Source organism: Micromonospora sp. NPDC049523, from assembly GCF_040676775.1.
In the GTDB taxonomy this organism is placed as follows: Bacteria; Actinomycetota; Actinomycetes; order Mycobacteriales; family Micromonosporaceae; genus Micromonospora_G.
The window spans coordinates 60,140-76,928 of sequence record NZ_JBFAPP010000029.1; the positions used below are offsets into that span (position 1 = coordinate 60,140).

Here is a 16,789-nt window from a genome sequence, read left to right on the forward strand (position 1 = left end):
CTCGCATGGTAGTAGACGGGCAGGACACCGGCCAGGACAACGAGCGGCAGACCCAACTGCTCCGCGGCTCCCTGGACATGTGCCTGCTCGCCCTGCTCGCCAAGGAGCCGGCCCACGGCTACGAACTGGTTCGTCGGGTCGAGGCCGCCGGCTTCGACGCGGTGGGCTACGGCACGATCTACCCGCTGCTGACCCGGATGCGCCGCCTCGGCCTGGTCGCGGACGAGTTGCAGGCCAGCCCGAGCGGGCCACCGCGCAAGGTGTACGCGCTCACCGACGCGGGTCGGGACAGGCTGCGTACCTGGAGTCGTCAGTGGACGGACTTCGTCGGCATCGTCAACGCGACACTCACCGATTCCACTCCGTCCGGCCCGAGGAGCTGACCCGTGGACCCCATCGACACCGCACTCGAGATCGCCGACAACGAATGGCGCCTCCTCGGCATCCAGCACCGCGACCGCGCCGCGCTCGTCGCCGACCTCCGGCTCGACCTGGAAGCGGCAGCGGCGGACGGCGTTACCCCCGAGCAATTGCTCGGGGGTAACATCCGCGGTTTCGCCCGGCGGCTCGCCGACGAGTCGGGCGTCGCCCGCGTCCCGCGCGAGTACCCGCGCCTGCTGCTCACCATGCTGACCGGCGCCGTGCTGGGTGCGACGCTCGGCTACCTCGTCATGTCCTCGGTCTACTCGACCTTCGTGTCCCTGTTCGACCTGCCGCCCGGCTTCGACGTGCCGATCGTCCTCGCGGTGCTGGTCTACTACGGCGGACCGGCCGCGATCGTGGTCGGCGGCGCCCTGGTCGCCGTCCGCGTCCACCTGCGTGACGTACCCCGAATCGGACGCACGATCGCGTTGATGGGCCTGCTGTTGCCGGTGGCCGGCGTGGCGGTCACCCCGGTCACCATGGGATTCGCCCGGCTCACCGACTACAGCTTCGCGCCGCCGGTCGTGGCGACCGAGATCGCACTGGTCGCGGCTGCACTGGTCGGCGCCACCGTGCTGGCCCGCCGGCTGTCGCTGCGCGACCACACCGTGCCGGCCGTCTCCTGACGGGCAACCGCCGGATCGTCAGCGGGGCGGGATCTCGACGGTGATCTCCGTGCCGAGTCGGGAGCCGTTGGCGAGGACGAGGTCGTCGCCGCTCCAGAAACGGCCGGGGTCGTACCAGTTCGGCCGCCGGCCGGTCGGCAGCAGACCCATCTCCTCGTACGTCACGGCCACCACTTCGGCGCAGTAAGCGGTCTCCAGCTCACTTTCCCGGCGACGTGCGTCAGCCGACCCGGCCTGCTCGATCGCCTCGGGTGCCCCGTCACGCGCACCGGCACCGAACAGCCCGGTCCGGCGCACATCGGGCACCCGCCCACGCAGCCAGCGCCAGGCCATCCGGGCGGTGGAGGGGAAGGGCGTGCCGTCGAGCCGGGCGATCGTACGCAGCACCGCGTCCTCGTGTTCGCGGCCGGCGGGCGGCTCCAGTTGGCGTAGCCAGGCGCGTTGTCCGTACCGGTTCGCCCAGACACAGACGGCGTCGCGGAGGTTGTGCAGCTGGACGCCGCGCTGGTGGGTGCCCGACCACATGTCCGGTAACGACCGACCCAGTTCGGCGTGCCACATCAGCGGGGGCAGGTCGTCCAGCACCACGGCCATGCCGACGTGGTTGACCGGACTGTTCGTGGTGAGCTGGATGGCCCGGTCCGGCATGCTCCGTCCCCGGAACACCCACAGATCCCCGGTACGGGTCACGTCGACGGCCTCATCGAGGCTGATGCTCGTATCGACCACTCGACTACCCTAGGCGGATGCGCTGGTGGAAGATAGTTGGCCTGGCAAGCGTCGTGGGTGTGGCGGCCACCGGGGTGGTGATCGCCCGGGCGGAGCGTCGTCGCCGGGCGTACACGCCGGACCAGATCCGGACCCGGCTGCGTGACCGGCACGCGGAGGCGAACGCCCTGGGAGCCAAGGAACACTGAGGGGTATCCGACCGGATGTCGGATATGTCCCAGCACCTCCCCGGCTCGGGACCCGGATTTGCTTGATCAACTGGTCCGGGCGGCCAGCTCCCGGAATGCCGGGGCCCCCGGATCGGTTATACACACGTACGCCGGAGCACCCCGACCGGGTGATCTCCTGGACCGGCCCGCGGCGGCCAAGGCCCCCGGGAATGATTGACGGGCCGGACCGGTTACATCCCCCTGAACACCGGAGCACCCCGAGCGGGTCGCCTCCGTGACCGGCCCCCGGGTGACGCATCCCCGGAATGCACGACGGGCCGGATCGGTTACATCCCCGAGCACGTCCGACCAGCCCCCACCGGCCTGGGCGTGTGGCACAGCCCCGTGCTTCTCCCCCAAGTACGGGAACCCCCATTGGAAGGCAACCATCATGACTACGTTTAGTCAGTGGCTACCGGCCATCGCAAAGACCTCCGCCGTCCGTAAGGGCGCACTGACCGCCGCAAGCCTCGCGTTCGTCGGCGGCGCCATCGCCGGCCCCCTGGGTGCCACCGCGCAAGCGGCTCCGGCCGCCCAGCCGGCCCCGGCCATGACCACCGTCGCCCAGGTGACCTCGGACCGCGGTCACGACGACAACGGTCACGGCAAGGACGCCGACCGTGACAAGGACAAGGGTCACGGCAAGGACGCCGGCCGCACCATGTCGGCCAAGGAACTCAAGAACGACTACCAGGCGCAGCCGAACTTCTACTGGTGTGGTCCGGCCGCGACCCGGAACGCGCTGAGCGCCGACGGGCACCACCTGACCCAAGACGAGCTGGCCAAGAAGCTCGGTACCACCGTCGAGGGCACCCCCTCGGCCGAGGACACCACCCGGGTGCTGAACGAGGTCGTCGGCGGCGACAAGTACAAGACCACCGCGATCCCGGACAGCAAGGCCAAGCCGGAGCAGATGGACAAGCTCCAGGCTGACGTCAAGCGCGCGGTCGACGACAACCGTGCCGTGGTGGCCAACATCATCGGTACCGGGACCGACACCGACGGGGTCTCGCACTCCTACGAGGGCGGCCACTACCTGGCCGTGGTCGGGTACCGCGACGACGGTCGGGCCGTGAAGATCTCGGACTCCGCCAACCCGAACAACTCGTCCTACTGGATGAGCACCATCGACATGGCCAACTGGATCGCCACCCGCGGTTACTCGGCCTGACGCAGGTGACAACCGAATAGCAGGACAGTAGGACCGAGGGGCCAGCTCATCGAGCTGGCCCCTCGGTGTGTGCGTACCCATCGGCGCCGGCTGCCAACGCAGCCGGCGCCGTTTGTCAGCGCAGCCCGAAGGCCCGGACCACGGTCTGGCTGACTGTGTTGCCCTGACCGTCGCGCGCGGTGGTCCGTACCGAGGCGAACGCCGCCGACGCCGGGGCACGCAGGCTCGTGCGCCAGCCGTCGTCGGTCCGGTCCAGGCTCGCCGGCTGCCAGGTGACCCCGTCGTCGTACGACAGCTCCACGGTCACGCCGCGGATGCCGGCCGAACCCGCGACCGCCGACAGCCTGCTCGGTGCCACCGTCAGCTCCGCCCGCCGTCCGGCCCGCCCCGACAGGTCGGTCGCCACCCGGTAGTCGACCTGGATCAGTGGCAACGCCACCAGTTCCCCCGGCTCCCCGGCCTCGGAGGTGAAGCCCCACTCGGTCCGGGTCCGGATCGAGTACGGCGACACCACCCCGTCCTGTGCGGTCTCGCTGACCAGCCGGAGTGCGACCGGGTCGGGTCCGACCGGGACGTAGAGGGAACCGTCCGCCGACTCGGCGAGCAGCTCACCGTCCCGATAGAGCGCGGCCGTCTGGCGGAACCCCTCGACCTCGACGCTGCCCTGGTGGTGCGGGTCGGAGTCGCCCCACTCCGGTAGGGCGAAGACCACCACGTCCGCACCGGCGCGGACCGGGGCCGGGACGAACCCGGTGGCCAGCATCCGGGGCCGGGCCAGCGGCGCGAACCAGTTCACGCCGGTGCGCTCGCCGCCGGGGTAGCCGACCACCGCGGAGGTCTGGATGATCTGCGGCAGCCCGGCCAACTCCACCCACCTGTTGTGCTGGTCGGCGGTGAGCCAGTCGATCCGCGTCCCCTGGGCCGGCAACGGCACGGCCGCGCCGCCGAGCGCGGAGCCCGGCTGGTCCGGTGAGACGTCGAACCGTGCCCAGACCCCCTCGCCGGGCTCGTGGTTACGGAAGGCCACGTCGACCCGGGCCAGGTCGGCCGGGGCCGGCCGGTAGCTCAGGTTCGCCGGGATCGCCCCGTTGTAGCGCCGGACCAGGTCGTAGACGTACGTCGGCGCGCGGTGCGCCTCGACCGTCAGCGTGCTCCGGCCACTGCCGATGCGGGTGATCAGTTCCTCGCCCGCGTCCCGACCCAGCGTGGCGACCGGCAGCGGCGTACGCGGGTCGCCGACCTCGTACCAGGCGTCGAGGCGCCCGTAGCCGTTGTTCACCAGCAGCAGCAGCTTCGCCCCGGCTGCCGCGGCGGCGTCGGCCTGGTCGAGTGCGCCGATGGTGTCGTCGATCCGGACCACCGCCACCTTGCCGCGTACGTCCAGCCGGTCGTAGTCGGCGGGGGCGCCCTGACCGGCGAACACGGCGTCGAGGCGTTGCCGGCCGTCGGGGAAGGCGACCGAGCCGCTCTGGATCAGCAGGTCGTCGTAGACGTGACCGTTGGCGCTGACCGCCAGCGGTGCCTGCACCAGGCTCCACCGGGCCCGGAAGCTGAAGCTGCCCTCGGTGACCTTGGCGCCGGTGGATGCGGCCCAGACGCTGTCGTACTGGTGGCCGACGACGTAGTTGTCGGCGAGCGGCACCCGGTCGGGGTAGGAACGGAAGTAGTCCAGCCGCACCTGGGCGGTGGCGGTCGGCTGCGGCGCGGTCGCCTCGACCCGGTGCAGCCGGCGCCCGTCGAGGGTGACCGTGGTGTCGCCGGTCAGTTCGATCTGCGGGTCGGCCAGCACCGCCCGGCCCAGCGAGTACGGCCCGTGCACGCCCGGCACGTCGGCGTACATCCAGGCGCTGTAGGTGCTGGGTGGCAGGCTGACCCGGACGCTGCCGGAGGCGTCCACCTCGTGCAGGGTCGGCACCACGTTGTTCGCGATGTCCTTGAGCAGTACGACTCCGGCCAGCGGCCGGCCGTTCGGTCCCCTGGTCTCGATGGTCAGGTCGACCCGCTCACCCTCCTTGTTGATCCCGACCACGGTGTGCACCGTGGGTGCACCGGCCGACCCGGCGGCGACCAGGCTGCCGCTGGCGTAGCTGTTGTCGGCGATCTGGTCCAGGTTCGCCGCCACGACGGCCCTGGCGGTGCCGTGTGCGGGGACGGTGACCTGGGTGGCCGGCAGGGTGAACAGCCCCTCCGGGGCGGTGGGCGCGCTGACCCGCAGGTCGAGCGTGACCGGCTCGTCGCCGGTGTTGGTGTACGTCACCTCCTGGTCGGCCCGCTGTCCCGGCGCGTACGGCCAGTCCAGGTCGTCGAAGACGGTGCCGGTGGCGAAGAGCGTGCCGGTGACGGCGGCGGCCGCGTCGAGCCGACCGCTGCCGGCCCAGTACGCGTCGTACCGTTGGGTGATCTTGGTGGTGCTGACGAGCGCGTCCTTGAGTTGCCGGCCGGTCCAGTCGGTGTGCTCCGCGGCCAGCAGGGCAGCGGCGCCGGCCACATGCGGCGTGGCCATCGAGGTGCCGCTCATCGTCTGGTAGGCGCCCTCACCTTCCGGCGCGTACTGCGACCTGGCCGCCAGGATGTCCACGCCGGGCGCGGTCAGTTCCGGCTTGAGCCCGTTGTCACCGCGTCGCGGTCCTCGGCTGGAGAAGACCGCGAGCCGGTCGAGGCTGTCCACCGCACCGACGGTGAGCGCGGCGTCGGCGGCACCTGGCGCGCTCACCATCTCCATGTCCGGGCCGGAGTTGCCGGCGGCGATGGTGAACAGCGCACCCGTCTCGGCGCTGAGCCGGTTGACCGCCTGGCTGAGCGGGTCGGTGCCGTCGGTGGGGCCGCCGCCCAGGCTCATGCTGACCACCTTGGCGTGCTGGTCCCGTGCGGCCCACTCCATCCCGGCGATGATCCAGGAGTCCTGGCCGCTGCCGCTGTCGTCGAGCACCTTGCCGATGTGCAGTTCCGCGCCGGGCGCGACACCGCGTTCCCGGCCGCCGGAGGCGGCACCGGTTCCGGCGATGGTGGACGCGACGTGCGTACCGTGGCCGTGGCGGTCGGTGACCTCCGCACCAGGTACGAAGCTCGCCGACCGGGCGATGCGACCCGCCAGGTCCGGGTGCCCGAGGTCCACCCCGGTGTCGAGCACCGCTACCGGCACTCCCGCGCCGGTGTTGCCGGTCGCCCAGACCGCGGGCGCGCCGATCTGCGCGGTCGAGTCGGCCAGTGCCGCGTGTACCTTGCCGTCCAGCCAGACCTTGCCGATGCCGCCGGTGAAGCCGAGCCGCCCGGTGTCCGTACGCGCGGTCGGGCCGGAGCCGGTGCCGGTCAGGCCGGTCCAGAAGTCGGCCGCCCGGTCACGCGGCGCGACCAGTGCCGCGCCCTGGATGCTGTCCAGGCTCCGGATCCGGATCCCGCCCGCCGGCACCGCCTGGGTACGGGCCCGCGCCGCCGCGTCGGTGTAGCTGACGATCAGCGGCAACCGGTCGGTGTGCGCGTCGTCGTACCCGTCGGCGAGCAACCGGGTCACGTTGAACAGCGCCTCGTCCAGCAGTCCGGCCGCCAGGTACGGCAGCGCCGCGTCCGGATGGACGTAGGTGTCGGTGCCCATCGTGGTGATCCGCGCGCCGCTGGGCGTACCGCCGGGGCCCTGGACCGTGACGGTGTCGAGGTCACCGGCGGACCCGACCGTGACGCGGTCCCCGGTGATCAGCGTGACGGTGCGGGACGCGCCCGCGCCCGGCCCGGCGGGACGGGTCGGGGAGGCGGCGGGCGGCGTCGCGCCCCCGGCGGCGTCGGGTACGGCGGCGGCCGGATGGCCGGGCAGCAGGATCGCCAGCGCGACGGCCGCGGCCGCCACCGGCCCCGGTCTACGGAACGAGAAGACAGGCAACGGACATCCTCCGGTCGGCGAGAAAGATCACCAAGAGGATGCGGGCCTGCTCATTTCGGGCCAAGACAAGATCGATGGCGGTGTTGTGTCATGGCGACAATGCGCCATCGACCGGGTTGAACCGAGCAGGTCAGGTGAACCCCGGAGGGGTCAGAGGACCTCGCTCGCGCCGCCGTCGACCGGACCGGAGGCGGCCGCGGTGCCGTCGCTGCCGATCTCGTCGGCGACCGCACCGGGTTCGCGTACGGCGTCAGGGGCGCAGAGCACGGTCACCCGGTAGGAGAGACCGACGTTGGACCAGATGTCGCCGTGCACCCACAGGCAGAGGCCCACGCCGGTGCCGCCGTCCGGGTGCTCGTAGAACTCCACCACCGGGTCGGCGATCGCCCCGACCAGGCCCTGGGTGCCCTGGGCGGTGCCGGGGATCTGCAGCAGGCCGACGCTGAGCTGCACCTCGACGTCTTCGAGGGCGTCCAGGTCGTACCAGTGGGTGTCCGGCAGGAAGAGCCGGGAGTCGACCCGGCGGCGCTTGTACTCCGGCCCCATCAGCCCGGTGTCGGCGTCGGGCTGACCGCCGATCCAGGCGATGCCGGCGTAGTCGCTGCGCAGTCGCCGGGCGTCGGTGAAAAATCCGGTTGCCACGGTGTCGATGCGCGGCTGGGCAGCGAGGAGGACGGTTGCGTCGGTCACTCGCGGCACCCTAGCACCGACCCCTGTACCGGGTCCGACCGTCTGCCGCGCCGATGGTGTCCGGGGCCACCGCTGGGGGCGGGGCCGGCTTGCGTCAGTAGCAAGACGGACGTACGGTTTGAATAGCCGGAGGAGCCGGTTGGTAAGTGTTACCTAAGCCGCGCGCGCCGGTAACACATACGAAAGACTGCTCAGGACTATTCACGGTCGCCCTTCGGCCGGAAGGCATCGGCCGGAACGAACACAGCGTGAAGGAGTACGACGTGGCGAGCCTCGACACCTTCGGTGCGAAGAGCCAGCTACGCGTCGGAGACGCGAGCTACGAGATTTTCAAGATCAGCAAGGTGGCCGGTCAGGACCGCCTGCCGTACAGCCTGAAGATCCTGCTGGAGAACCTGCTCCGCACCGAGGACGGCGCGAACATCACCGCCGACCACATCCGTGAGCTGGGCGGATGGGACCCGGACGCGGACCCGAGCGTGGAGATCCAGTTCACCCCGTCCCGGGTGCTGATGCAGGACTTCACCGGGGTGCCCTGCGTCGTCGACCTGGCCACCATGCGCGAGGCCGTACGCGACCTCGGCGGCGACCCGACCCGGGTCAACCCGCTCGCCCCGGCCGAACTGGTCATCGACCACTCGGTCATCGCCGACCTGTTCGGCCGTGAGGACGCCTTCGCCCGCAACGTCGAGCTGGAGTACGAGCGCAACCGCGAGCGTTACCAGTTCCTGCGCTGGGGCCAGACCGCGTTCAACGAGTTCAAGGTCGTCCCGCCGGGCACCGGCATCGTGCACCAGGTGAACATCGAATACCTGGCCCGCACCATCATGGAACGCAACGGCCAGGCCTACCCGGACACCGTGGTCGGCACCGACTCGCACACCACGATGGTCAACGGCCTCGGTGTGCTCGGCTGGGGCGTCGGCGGCATCGAGGCCGAGGCCGCGATGCTCGGCCAGCCGGTCAGCATGCTGATCCCCCGGGTCGTCGGCTTCAAGCTCTCCGGCGAGGCGCCCACCGGCACCACCGCCACCGACCTGGTCCTCACCATCACCGAGATGCTGCGCAAGCACGGTGTGGTCGGCAAGTTCGTCGAGTTCTACGGCCCCGGCGTGGGCGCGGTGCCGCTGGCCAACCGGGCCACCATCGGCAACATGTCCCCCGAGTACGGCTCCACCGTCGCCATCTTCCCGATCGACGCCGAGACGATCCGCTACCTGCAGCTCACCGGCCGCAGCGAGCAGCAGGTCGCACTGGTCGAGGCGTACGCCAAGGAGCAGGGCCTCTGGCACGATCCGGACGCCGAGCCGAACTACTCCGAGCGGCTCGAACTCGACCTGTCGACCATCGAGCCGTCGCTGGCCGGACCGAAGCGCCCGCAGGACCGGGTGCCGCTGGGCAACGCCAAGACGCTGTTCCGCTCCGCGCTGATCAACTACGTCGGCGAGGACAACCCGGTCTCCCACGGCCCCGCCGACGAGGCCAGCGAGGAGTCGTTCCCGGCCAGCGACCCGCCGGCCAACGGGATCAACGACCCCGACGACGCACCGAACGACTTCGTCTCCGCGGCGACCGGCGCGAAGGGACGGGCCAGCGCCCCGATCCGAGTCACCGGCGACGACGGCACCGAGTTCGAACTCGACCACGGCGCGGTCGTGATCGCCGCGATCACCTCCTGCACCAACACCTCGAACCCGCAGGTGATGATCGGCGCGGCCCTGCTCGCCCGGAACGCGGTCGAGCGCGGACTGAACCGCAAGCCGTGGGTGAAGACCACCCTCGCCCCGGGCTCCAAGGTGGTCATGGACTACTACGAGCGCGCCGGCCTCACCCCGTACCTGGAGAAGCTCGGCTTCCACCTGGTCGGCTACGGCTGCACCACCTGCATCGGCAACTCCGGCCCGCTGCCCGAGGCGGTCTCCGCCGCGGTCAACGAGCGTGACCTGTCGGTGGTCTCCGTGCTGTCCGGCAACCGCAACTTCGAGGGCCGGATCAACCCGGACATCAAGATGAACTACCTCGCCTCGCCGCCGCTGGTGGTGGCGTACGCGCTGGCCGGCACGATGGACATCGACCTGGCCAACGAGCCGATCGGGCTCGGCTCCGACGGTCAGCCGGTCTACCTGCGCGACATCTGGCCGAACTCGACCGAGATCGAAGAGGTCATCGCGAGCGCGGTGCGCAGCGAGATGTTCACCGCCGACTACGCCGACGTCTTCGCCGGTGACGAGCGTTGGCAGGGGCTGCCCACCCCGACCGGTGACACCTTCGCCTGGGCCGGTGACTCGACCTACGTACGCAAGCCCCCGTACTTCGAGGGCATGGCCCGCGAGCCGCAGCCGGTCGTGGACATCACCAACGCCCGGGTACTGGCGAAGCTCGGCGACTCGGTCACCACCGACCACATCTCTCCGGCCGGCTCGATCAAGGCCGACTCCCCGGCCGGCAAGTACCTGGCCGAGCACGGCGTGGCCCGGCACGAGTTCAACTCGTACGGCTCCCGCCGGGGCAACCACGAGGTGATGATCCGGGGCACCTTCGCCAACATCCGGCTGCGCAACCAGCTCGTGCCGGGCGTCGAGGGCGGCTTCACGGTCAACCACCTGACCGGTGACCAGAGTTCGATCTTCGACGCGTCGGTCGCCTACCAGGAGGCGGGCGTACCGCTGGTCATCCTCTCCGGCAAGGAGTACGGCTCCGGCTCGTCGCGCGACTGGGCGGCGAAGGGCACCATGCTGCTCGGCGTACGGGCGGTCATCGCCGAGTCGTACGAGCGGATCCACCGCTCGAACCTGATCGGCATGGGCGTGCTCCCGTTGCAGTACCCGGTCGACGTGACCGCCGAGACGCTGGGGCTGACCGGCACCGAGACGTTCACCATCACCGGCGTGACCGCGCTCAACGACGGCGAGGTCCCGCGTACGGTCAAGGTCAGCACCGACACCGGGGTGGAGTTCGACGCGGTCGTGCGGATCGACACCCCGGGCGAGGCCGACTACTACCGCCACGGCGGCATCCTGCAGTACGTCCTGCGCCGCATGATCGCCAGCTAGTCGTACCGCAGGCGCGGCCGGTCGTACCGGACGCGTTCGAGGCACCGTGCAACCGGGCCCGCCCCATCGTCGTGATGGGTGCGGGCCCGGTTCCATCGGAACCGCTGGTCAGGGCAGGGTCACGCCGTACGCGGCGAGGATCTCGGCGATCGGCTGGTAGTAGGTGGTGCCGCCGCTGGTGCAGTTGCCGCTGCCGCCGGAGAGGATGCCGAGCACCGCCCCGGTGGCCGGGTCGTAGAGCGGCCCGCCGCTGTCACCCGGCTCGGCGCAGATGTTCGTACGGATCAGGCCGTGGACCGAACCCTGGGCGTAGTTGACGGTCTGGTTGAGGGCGACCACCGTCCCGCACCGGACCCCGGTGGTGGCGCCGCTTCGGCAGACTCGCTGGCCGACGTAGGCGTTGGCGATGCCGTTCGACGGCAGCAGGCCGGGGTAGGTGTAGATGGCGCTGGGGTGCGGGATGGCGCCGTTGGTGTAGCGGACCAGGCCGTAGTCGTTGCCCGGGAAGCTGCTGCCGACCCGGGTGCCGAGTACGGGCGCCTGGTTGCCCTGGGCGTACCAGGTGCCGCCGAGGATGGTGCAGTGCCCGGCGGTGACGAAGAAGTAGATGCTGCCGCTGCGTACGTTCGCGCCGAGCGAGCAGCGCCCCGCGTTGTTGACCTGGATGCCCTCACCGCCGGCGATCAGGGTGGTCAACCTGCCCGCCTCGTGGCGTACCACCGCTCCGGCGCGAGCCGCGGTCGCCCGCAGTGCGGCCACCTGCTCGGCGCCGACCGTGTCGTCGACGGTGAGGGTCATCCGGCCGGTGGCCGGGTCGAGTCCCCAGACCGTGCCGGCGGTGCGTACGTCGGCGAGGACCGCCGCCGCCCGGGCCGGGTCGACGGCCTCGGGGGCGGCGGGTCGGGCCTGGGCGGCTGTCGGTGCGGTGAGCAGGAGCACCACTGCGAGCAGGGCGAGGAACGGGGAACGGCGCATGCGGACCTCCGCTGATCGACATCGATAGATGCGATTACAGCATCCAGGGTGATCGATCGAGTTTCAATCGCCCGGCCGCTCCGGCGTTGTTCAGAAGGTGACCGGCAGGCTACGCAGGCCCCGGGTACGGAAGCTGGGGCGCCAGGCCAGTTCCGCCGGGTCGACCGCGAGCGCCAGCTTCGGGAAGCGCCGCAGTACGGCACCGACGGCGACCTGGAGTTCGAGCCGGGCGAGCGGTGCGCCGACGCAGTAGTGGATGCCGTGCCCCAGGGTCAACTGCCCGTTGTCGGACCGGGACACGTCCAGCAGTTCCGGGTTGTCGAACCGGCGCGGATCCCGGTTCGCGGCGGCCACCCCGAGCAGCACGGTCGCCCCGGCCGGGATGGTCACCCCGCCGATCTCCAGGTCGGTGACCGGGAACCGGCGCAGCGCCACCGGCGACGGCGGCTCGTAGCGCAGCAGCTCCTCGACCGCGGCGGCGGGCAACTCGGATGCCTCGCGCAGGCCGTCGAGCTGCTCCGGCTGACGCAACAGGGCGAGGATGCCGGTGCCGATCAGGTGTACGGAGTTCTCGTAGCCGGCGAAGAGCACCAGGAAGGCGAGCGAGGTGAGTTCGTCCTCGCTGAGCCGGTCGGTGCTGCCGTCCGAACCGGTGTCCCGGGCGGCGATCATCGCGGAGAGTAGGTCGTCGCCGGGCTCACGGCGCTTGTCGGCGATCAGCCGGACCATGAACTCCTGCAACTGCACCACGACCCGGCCGGCGGCCCGAGGGTCGTCCGCCGGTGGGCTGAGCATCACGTCGGTCCAGCCGCGCAGCGCGGCCCGGTCCTGCGCCGGCACCCCGAGCAGGTCGCAGATGACCGTCACCGGCAGCGGGCCGGCGTAGTCGGCGACCAGGTCGGCCCGCCCGTCGGCGGCGATCCGGTCGAGCAGTTCCTCCGCGGCCGCCTCCACCCTGGGACGCAGGTCGGTGATCCGCTGCGGGCCGAAGGCGGCTCTGGTCAGGCGGCGGATCCGGGTGTGGTTGGGCGGGTCCATGTTCAGCAGGTTCGCGTCCAGCGCCGGGGGCAGCGAGAAGCCGCGCCAGGTCCCGTCCGAGTTCGCCTTGTCCAGGGAGAGCCTCGGGTCGGCCAGCGCCGCGCGTACCTCCGCGTAGCGGGTGACCAGCCAGGCGGTCGTGCCGTCCGGCAGCGGGATCCGGTGCACCGGCCCGGCCTCCCGCAGCGCGGCGTAGGTCGGGTACGGGTCGGCGACGAAGGCCGCGGTGAACGGCGAGGACGGCGGATTCGAGGTGGCTTGTCCGGTCACGTTACGAGGCTAGTCCGCCGTACGAGGCGGCACCGCCCGTGCCCGACCGGACGGAGACGCGCACCACCGATGGCCCCGGCTCCGGCGTACGGGGGGACCTCCCGTACGCCGGAGCCGGGCGGGGTCAGCCGGTGATCCGCCCCGTACCCGCGCCCGCGGTGACCGAGGCCGGCACACCCGCCGCCGGACTCAACTGGTACGCGTAGAAGGTGCTGGGCTCGACCACCGTGCCGGACGTCTCCGGCACCCCCGAGTTGACGAAGACGTTGTTACGTTGCACCGCCCGGCCGGGCCCGCTGTCGGCGTAACCGCTGGCGGAGTAGATCGGGTACGGCACGTTCTCGAAGTAGTTCCCCTCGACCAGCACACCGGCGTTCTCGGTCGACGCGACGGCGTACAGGTCGTTGCCGAGGAAGTAGTTGTTGTAGACGTGCACCGGCTCACCGAAGCGGACCCGCGGGTGTCGCTGCCGGGAGTGGTCGAAGAAGTTGTGGTGGATGCTCACCTTCAGGTGGCCGATGTCGGTGGAACCGGCCCCGTCGGAGTGGCTGATCAGCATGCTCTTGTCGGAGTGGTCGAAGTGGTTCCAGGAGACGGTCACGTAGTCGGCTCCCCGGACGATGTCGACCGAACCGTCCACCGCGCCGGCGAACCGGTTGTGGTCGATCCAGACGTGGTGCGACTCCTGCCCGACGTTGATCGCGTCGTCCTCGGCGTTGGTGAAGTTGATGTTGCGGATGATCACGTTGTACGACCGGTACATGTCCAGCCCACCACCGGTGATCTCGGCGTTGCCGCCGACCCCGATGATCGTCTTGTTCGGACGTACGCCCTGCTTGCTGCTGATCCGGATCACACCCTGCACCCGGATCACCAGCGGGCCGATGGTGTCGATGTAGTCCAGGAAGTCGGTGGCGTTGGTGGCCGTCACCACCGGGCCGCCCGCCCCACCGGTGGTGCCGTTCAGGCCGAGCGCGTTGACGCTGGCGAAGCCGTCCGGCTGGCCCGGTACCGGGTTGCCGGTCGGCGGCGGCGTGGTCGGCGCGGGGGTGGTGGGTACGGGAGTGGACGGGATCGGACCGGGCGTGGTCGGTGTCGGCCCGGCGGTGGTAGGCGTCGGCGTGGGGCCGGAGGTCGTCTCCACCAGCACGTCGTCGAAGTGGGCGCTGGCGTAGAAGGTGGCCACCCCGACCTGCCCGGTCGGGTACTGGCCGTCGGTGGCCGTCAGCACCGGGCCGTTGTCCACCCGACCGGTCAGGGTCGAGCCGCTGACCTGGAGGCTCAGCCCGTACCAGGTGCCGGCGACCACGGTGACCGCGGCGCTGGCCAGCGTGGTCGACGTACCGTTGCTGAGTTTCTTGAGTTCGACCGTGTTGTTGCTGCGCAGGGCGAGGTAGTAGTAGCTGGTGGCGGACTGGGCCCGGGCGGTGAGCGCGACGAACCGGTTGGCGCCGTTGAAGGCGGTCGGCTTGACCCGTGCCCGCACGGTGTAGTCGGTCCAGTTGGTCGCGCCGGCCCGGGACCGCGCGTCGGCGCTGGTGCCGGACTGGCGCAGCACCGGGCTGCCGTCGGTGGCCACGCTCCAGCTTCCGCCGGAGGCGGTCCAGCCGGTCGAGTTGCCGTCGTCGAAGTTGTCGCTGAACAGGGTGGCCGCCCGCGCGGAGCCGGTGGTGGCCACGAGTGCGGTGGCCACCAGCAGGAGGGCGAGCAGGGCGCCACCCAGGGCGGTGGTGACCGGTGTCGTCCGTCTGGTGCCGTGGTGGAGGTTCATCGGCTCAGCCCAGCTTTCCCACCCCGGCACCGGCCGGGACGATGGTCGGGATGTCGGCGGCGTTGTCCAGCCGGTAGCTGTAGTACGTGCTCGGCTCGGTGACCGCGCCACGGGTCTCGATCGGGTGGTTGCAGTCCACGAGGATGTTTCCGCGTTCGACGATCCGGCCGAGGTCGCCGCTGAACTCGACCCGGCCCGGGTTGTTCACGCTGTAGAAGTAGTTCCCCTCGACCAGCACCCCGGCGTCGTACGTGGACGCGACCCCGTAGCTGTTGTCGTAGTAGTAGTTGTTGTAGACGTGGGTGAGGTCGGAGAACCGCACCCGTGGGTGCCGCTGGTCGGAGCGGTTGAAGTAGTTGTGGTGGTACGTGACGTGCAGCCGGCCGATGTCCTGCGCCCCGGCGTCCTCGTCGTGTGAGAGCAGCAGGGTCTTGTCGTGGTCGTGGAAGTTGTTCCAGGAGACCGTGACGAAGTCCGACCCGCGCTTGATGTCCACCGCGCCGTCGTCGCCGTTGGAGAACTCGTTGTGGTCGATCCAGATGTGGTGGCTGAACATCTGCACGTTGATCAGGTCGTCGGTCGCCCCGGTGATGTGCAGGTTGCGGATGATCACGTTGTGCACCGCGTCCGCCGGTGGCGAGGTGATCGTGTCGCTGACCGGCAGCCCGATGTTGAGCCCGCCGCCGGACAGGACCGCGTTGGCGCCCACCCCGACGATGGTCTTGTCCGAGGTGACGTTGTGCATGCCGTCGCTGGTGCCCGTGGGCAGGGTGATCGTGCCGACCACCTGGATGACGTACGGGCCGGGGCGGGCGATGTAGTCCAGGAACTGCGCGGTGGTGGACGCGGTGACCACCGGCCCGCCCGCGCCACCGGTGGTGCCGTTCTGGCCGAGCGCGTTGACGCTGGCGAAGCCGTCGGCCCGCCCGGTGACCGGGCCGGTCGGGACCGGGGTGGTCGGCGCCGGGGTGGTGGGCGTGGGTGTGGTGGGTGTCGGTCCGGGGGTGGTCGGTGCGGGGGTGGACGGGGTCGGACCCGGCGGCCCCGACTCGACGCCCACGTCGTCGAAGTTCGCCGCGGCGTAGCGCCCGAACAGGCCGATCTGGCCGCTGGGGAACTGGGTGTCGGTGACGGTCAGCGGGCTGCCGCCGTCGACCCGTCCGGTCAGGGTGCTGCCGTTGACGGCGAGGCTCAGCGCGTACCAGGTGCCGACGGTGACCGGCAGTGGCGCGCTGGCCAGGATGGTGTGGGTGCCGGCGGCGAGCTTGCCGAGCACCGCCGCGCCGTCGGCGCGTACGCCGAGGTAGTAGTAGCTGCCGCTGCCCTGGGCGCGGGCGGCGACCCCGGCCAGCCGGTCGCCGGTGCCGAACGCGGTGGGCTTGACCCGCGCGGTGACCGTGTAGTTGGTCCAGCTCGCGGTGCCGGCACGGACCCGCGCGTCGGCGCCGGTGCTGGCCTGGCGCAGCACACCGCTGCCGTCGGTGATGACGCTCCAGGAGCCGCCGGAGCTGCTCCAGCCGTTGTGGTTGCCGTCGTCGAAGTTGTCGCCGAACAGCGGTGCCGCCTGGGCGGTGCCGGTGCTGGCGACCAGGGCGGTGGCGAGCGCGGCGGCGATCCCGGCCGCCGCCAGGGCGGACCAGCGCGGGTTTCGCCGCCGGGTGTTCGGGGTGGTGGTGGGTGCGGTCACGGTTCCGCCTTCCGGGTGGTGGGCCGCCCGACGACGGGCGCCGACCATCGGCCCGCCCGGGGACGCGGCCGTCGGGGGCCGTCGGGCGCGCTGAGGGCAGGCCGGAGCCGGCCGCGGGGGTCGGCGGCGGGTCCGCGCCGGGCGGGTCACGACTGATGCGGTACGGGCTGCGCGAGTGGCTGTTTCCTGGGAAGATCCTTAGGAAAGCGCTTTCCTGTCGCTCACCATAGAAACATATTTCCGACGTGTCAATGAGAGATGTCGATGCGAACC

General features: G+C 71.0%; 12 protein-coding genes. 5 read left to right on the plus strand and 7 right to left on the minus strand.

The features are described 5' to 3' along the window. The first annotated feature begins 5 nt into the window (after positions 1-5). Positions 6-383: a PadR family transcriptional regulator gene (locus tag AB0J90_RS31620; RefSeq protein ID WP_363602169.1), complete on the plus strand. Its 378-nt coding sequence runs from the start codon at positions 6-8 to the stop codon at positions 381-383. A 3-nt stretch (positions 384-386) separates the two neighbouring features. Then, positions 387-1,049, plus strand: a complete 663-nt coding sequence (locus AB0J90_RS31625) for a hypothetical protein (RefSeq protein WP_363602171.1) — start codon at positions 387-389, stop codon at positions 1,047-1,049. Positions 1,050-1,067: 18 nt separating this feature from the next. Here the strand turns inward: AB0J90_RS31625 and AB0J90_RS31630 are convergent, their stop codons facing one another. After that, a complete protein-coding gene (locus AB0J90_RS31630; RefSeq protein ID WP_363602173.1) occupies positions 1,068-1,778 on the minus strand; it encodes a hypothetical protein in 711 nt (236 codons plus the stop codon). A 17-nt stretch (positions 1,779-1,795) separates the two neighbouring features. On the opposite strand from AB0J90_RS31630, the gene AB0J90_RS31635 reads away from it, so the two are divergent. Both AB0J90_RS31635 and AB0J90_RS31640 read left to right on the plus strand, forming a co-directional pair. After that, positions 1,796-1,966, plus strand: coding sequence for a hypothetical protein (locus AB0J90_RS31635; protein ID WP_363602176.1), 171 nt, complete (start codon positions 1,796-1,798; stop codon positions 1,964-1,966). Positions 1,967-2,378: 412 nt separating this feature from the next. Next, positions 2,379-3,158 (plus strand): C39 family peptidase, encoded by a 780-nt coding sequence (locus AB0J90_RS31640; protein WP_363602178.1) that lies wholly within the window; start codon positions 2,379-2,381, stop codon positions 3,156-3,158. A gap of 115 nt (positions 3,159-3,273) precedes the next feature. On the opposite strand, the gene AB0J90_RS31645 is transcribed toward AB0J90_RS31640, so the two are convergent. Beyond that, positions 3,274-7,032, minus strand: a complete 3,759-nt coding sequence (locus AB0J90_RS31645; RefSeq protein ID WP_363602180.1) for a S8 family serine peptidase — start codon at positions 7,030-7,032, stop codon at positions 3,274-3,276. Positions 7,033-7,182: 150 nt separating this feature from the next. After that, a complete protein-coding gene (locus AB0J90_RS31650) occupies positions 7,183-7,722 on the minus strand; it encodes a hypothetical protein (RefSeq protein ID WP_363602182.1) in 540 nt (179 codons plus the stop codon). A gap of 248 nt (positions 7,723-7,970) precedes the next feature. Between AB0J90_RS31650 and AB0J90_RS31655 the strand changes: the two genes are divergently transcribed. Beyond that, positions 7,971-10,775 (plus strand): aconitate hydratase, encoded by a 2,805-nt coding sequence (locus AB0J90_RS31655; RefSeq protein ID WP_363602184.1) that lies wholly within the window; start codon positions 7,971-7,973, stop codon positions 10,773-10,775. Between the two features lie 108 nt (positions 10,776-10,883). Here the strand turns inward: AB0J90_RS31655 and AB0J90_RS31660 are convergent, their stop codons facing one another. From AB0J90_RS31660 to AB0J90_RS31675, 4 genes are all read right to left on the minus strand, one after another. Then, positions 10,884-11,750 carry a S1 family peptidase gene (locus tag AB0J90_RS31660; RefSeq protein ID WP_363602187.1) on the minus strand — a complete coding sequence of 289 codons (867 nt, stop codon included), beginning with the start codon at positions 11,748-11,750 and terminating at the stop codon, positions 10,884-10,886. A 90-nt stretch (positions 11,751-11,840) separates the two neighbouring features. Continuing rightward, complete coding sequence (locus AB0J90_RS31665) at positions 11,841-13,058, minus strand: cytochrome P450 (RefSeq protein ID WP_363602189.1); 1,218 nt, start codon at positions 13,056-13,058, stop codon at positions 11,841-11,843. Between the two features lie 124 nt (positions 13,059-13,182). Beyond that, entirely contained in the window at positions 13,183-14,829 is a 1,647-nt protein-coding gene (locus AB0J90_RS31670) for a pectate lyase (RefSeq protein WP_363602191.1), read from the minus strand. 4 nt (positions 14,830-14,833) lie between these two features. Further along, positions 14,834-16,516: a pectate lyase gene (locus AB0J90_RS31675; protein WP_363602194.1), complete on the minus strand. Its 1,683-nt coding sequence runs from the start codon at positions 16,514-16,516 to the stop codon at positions 14,834-14,836. Positions 16,517-16,789: the final 273 nt, after the last annotated feature.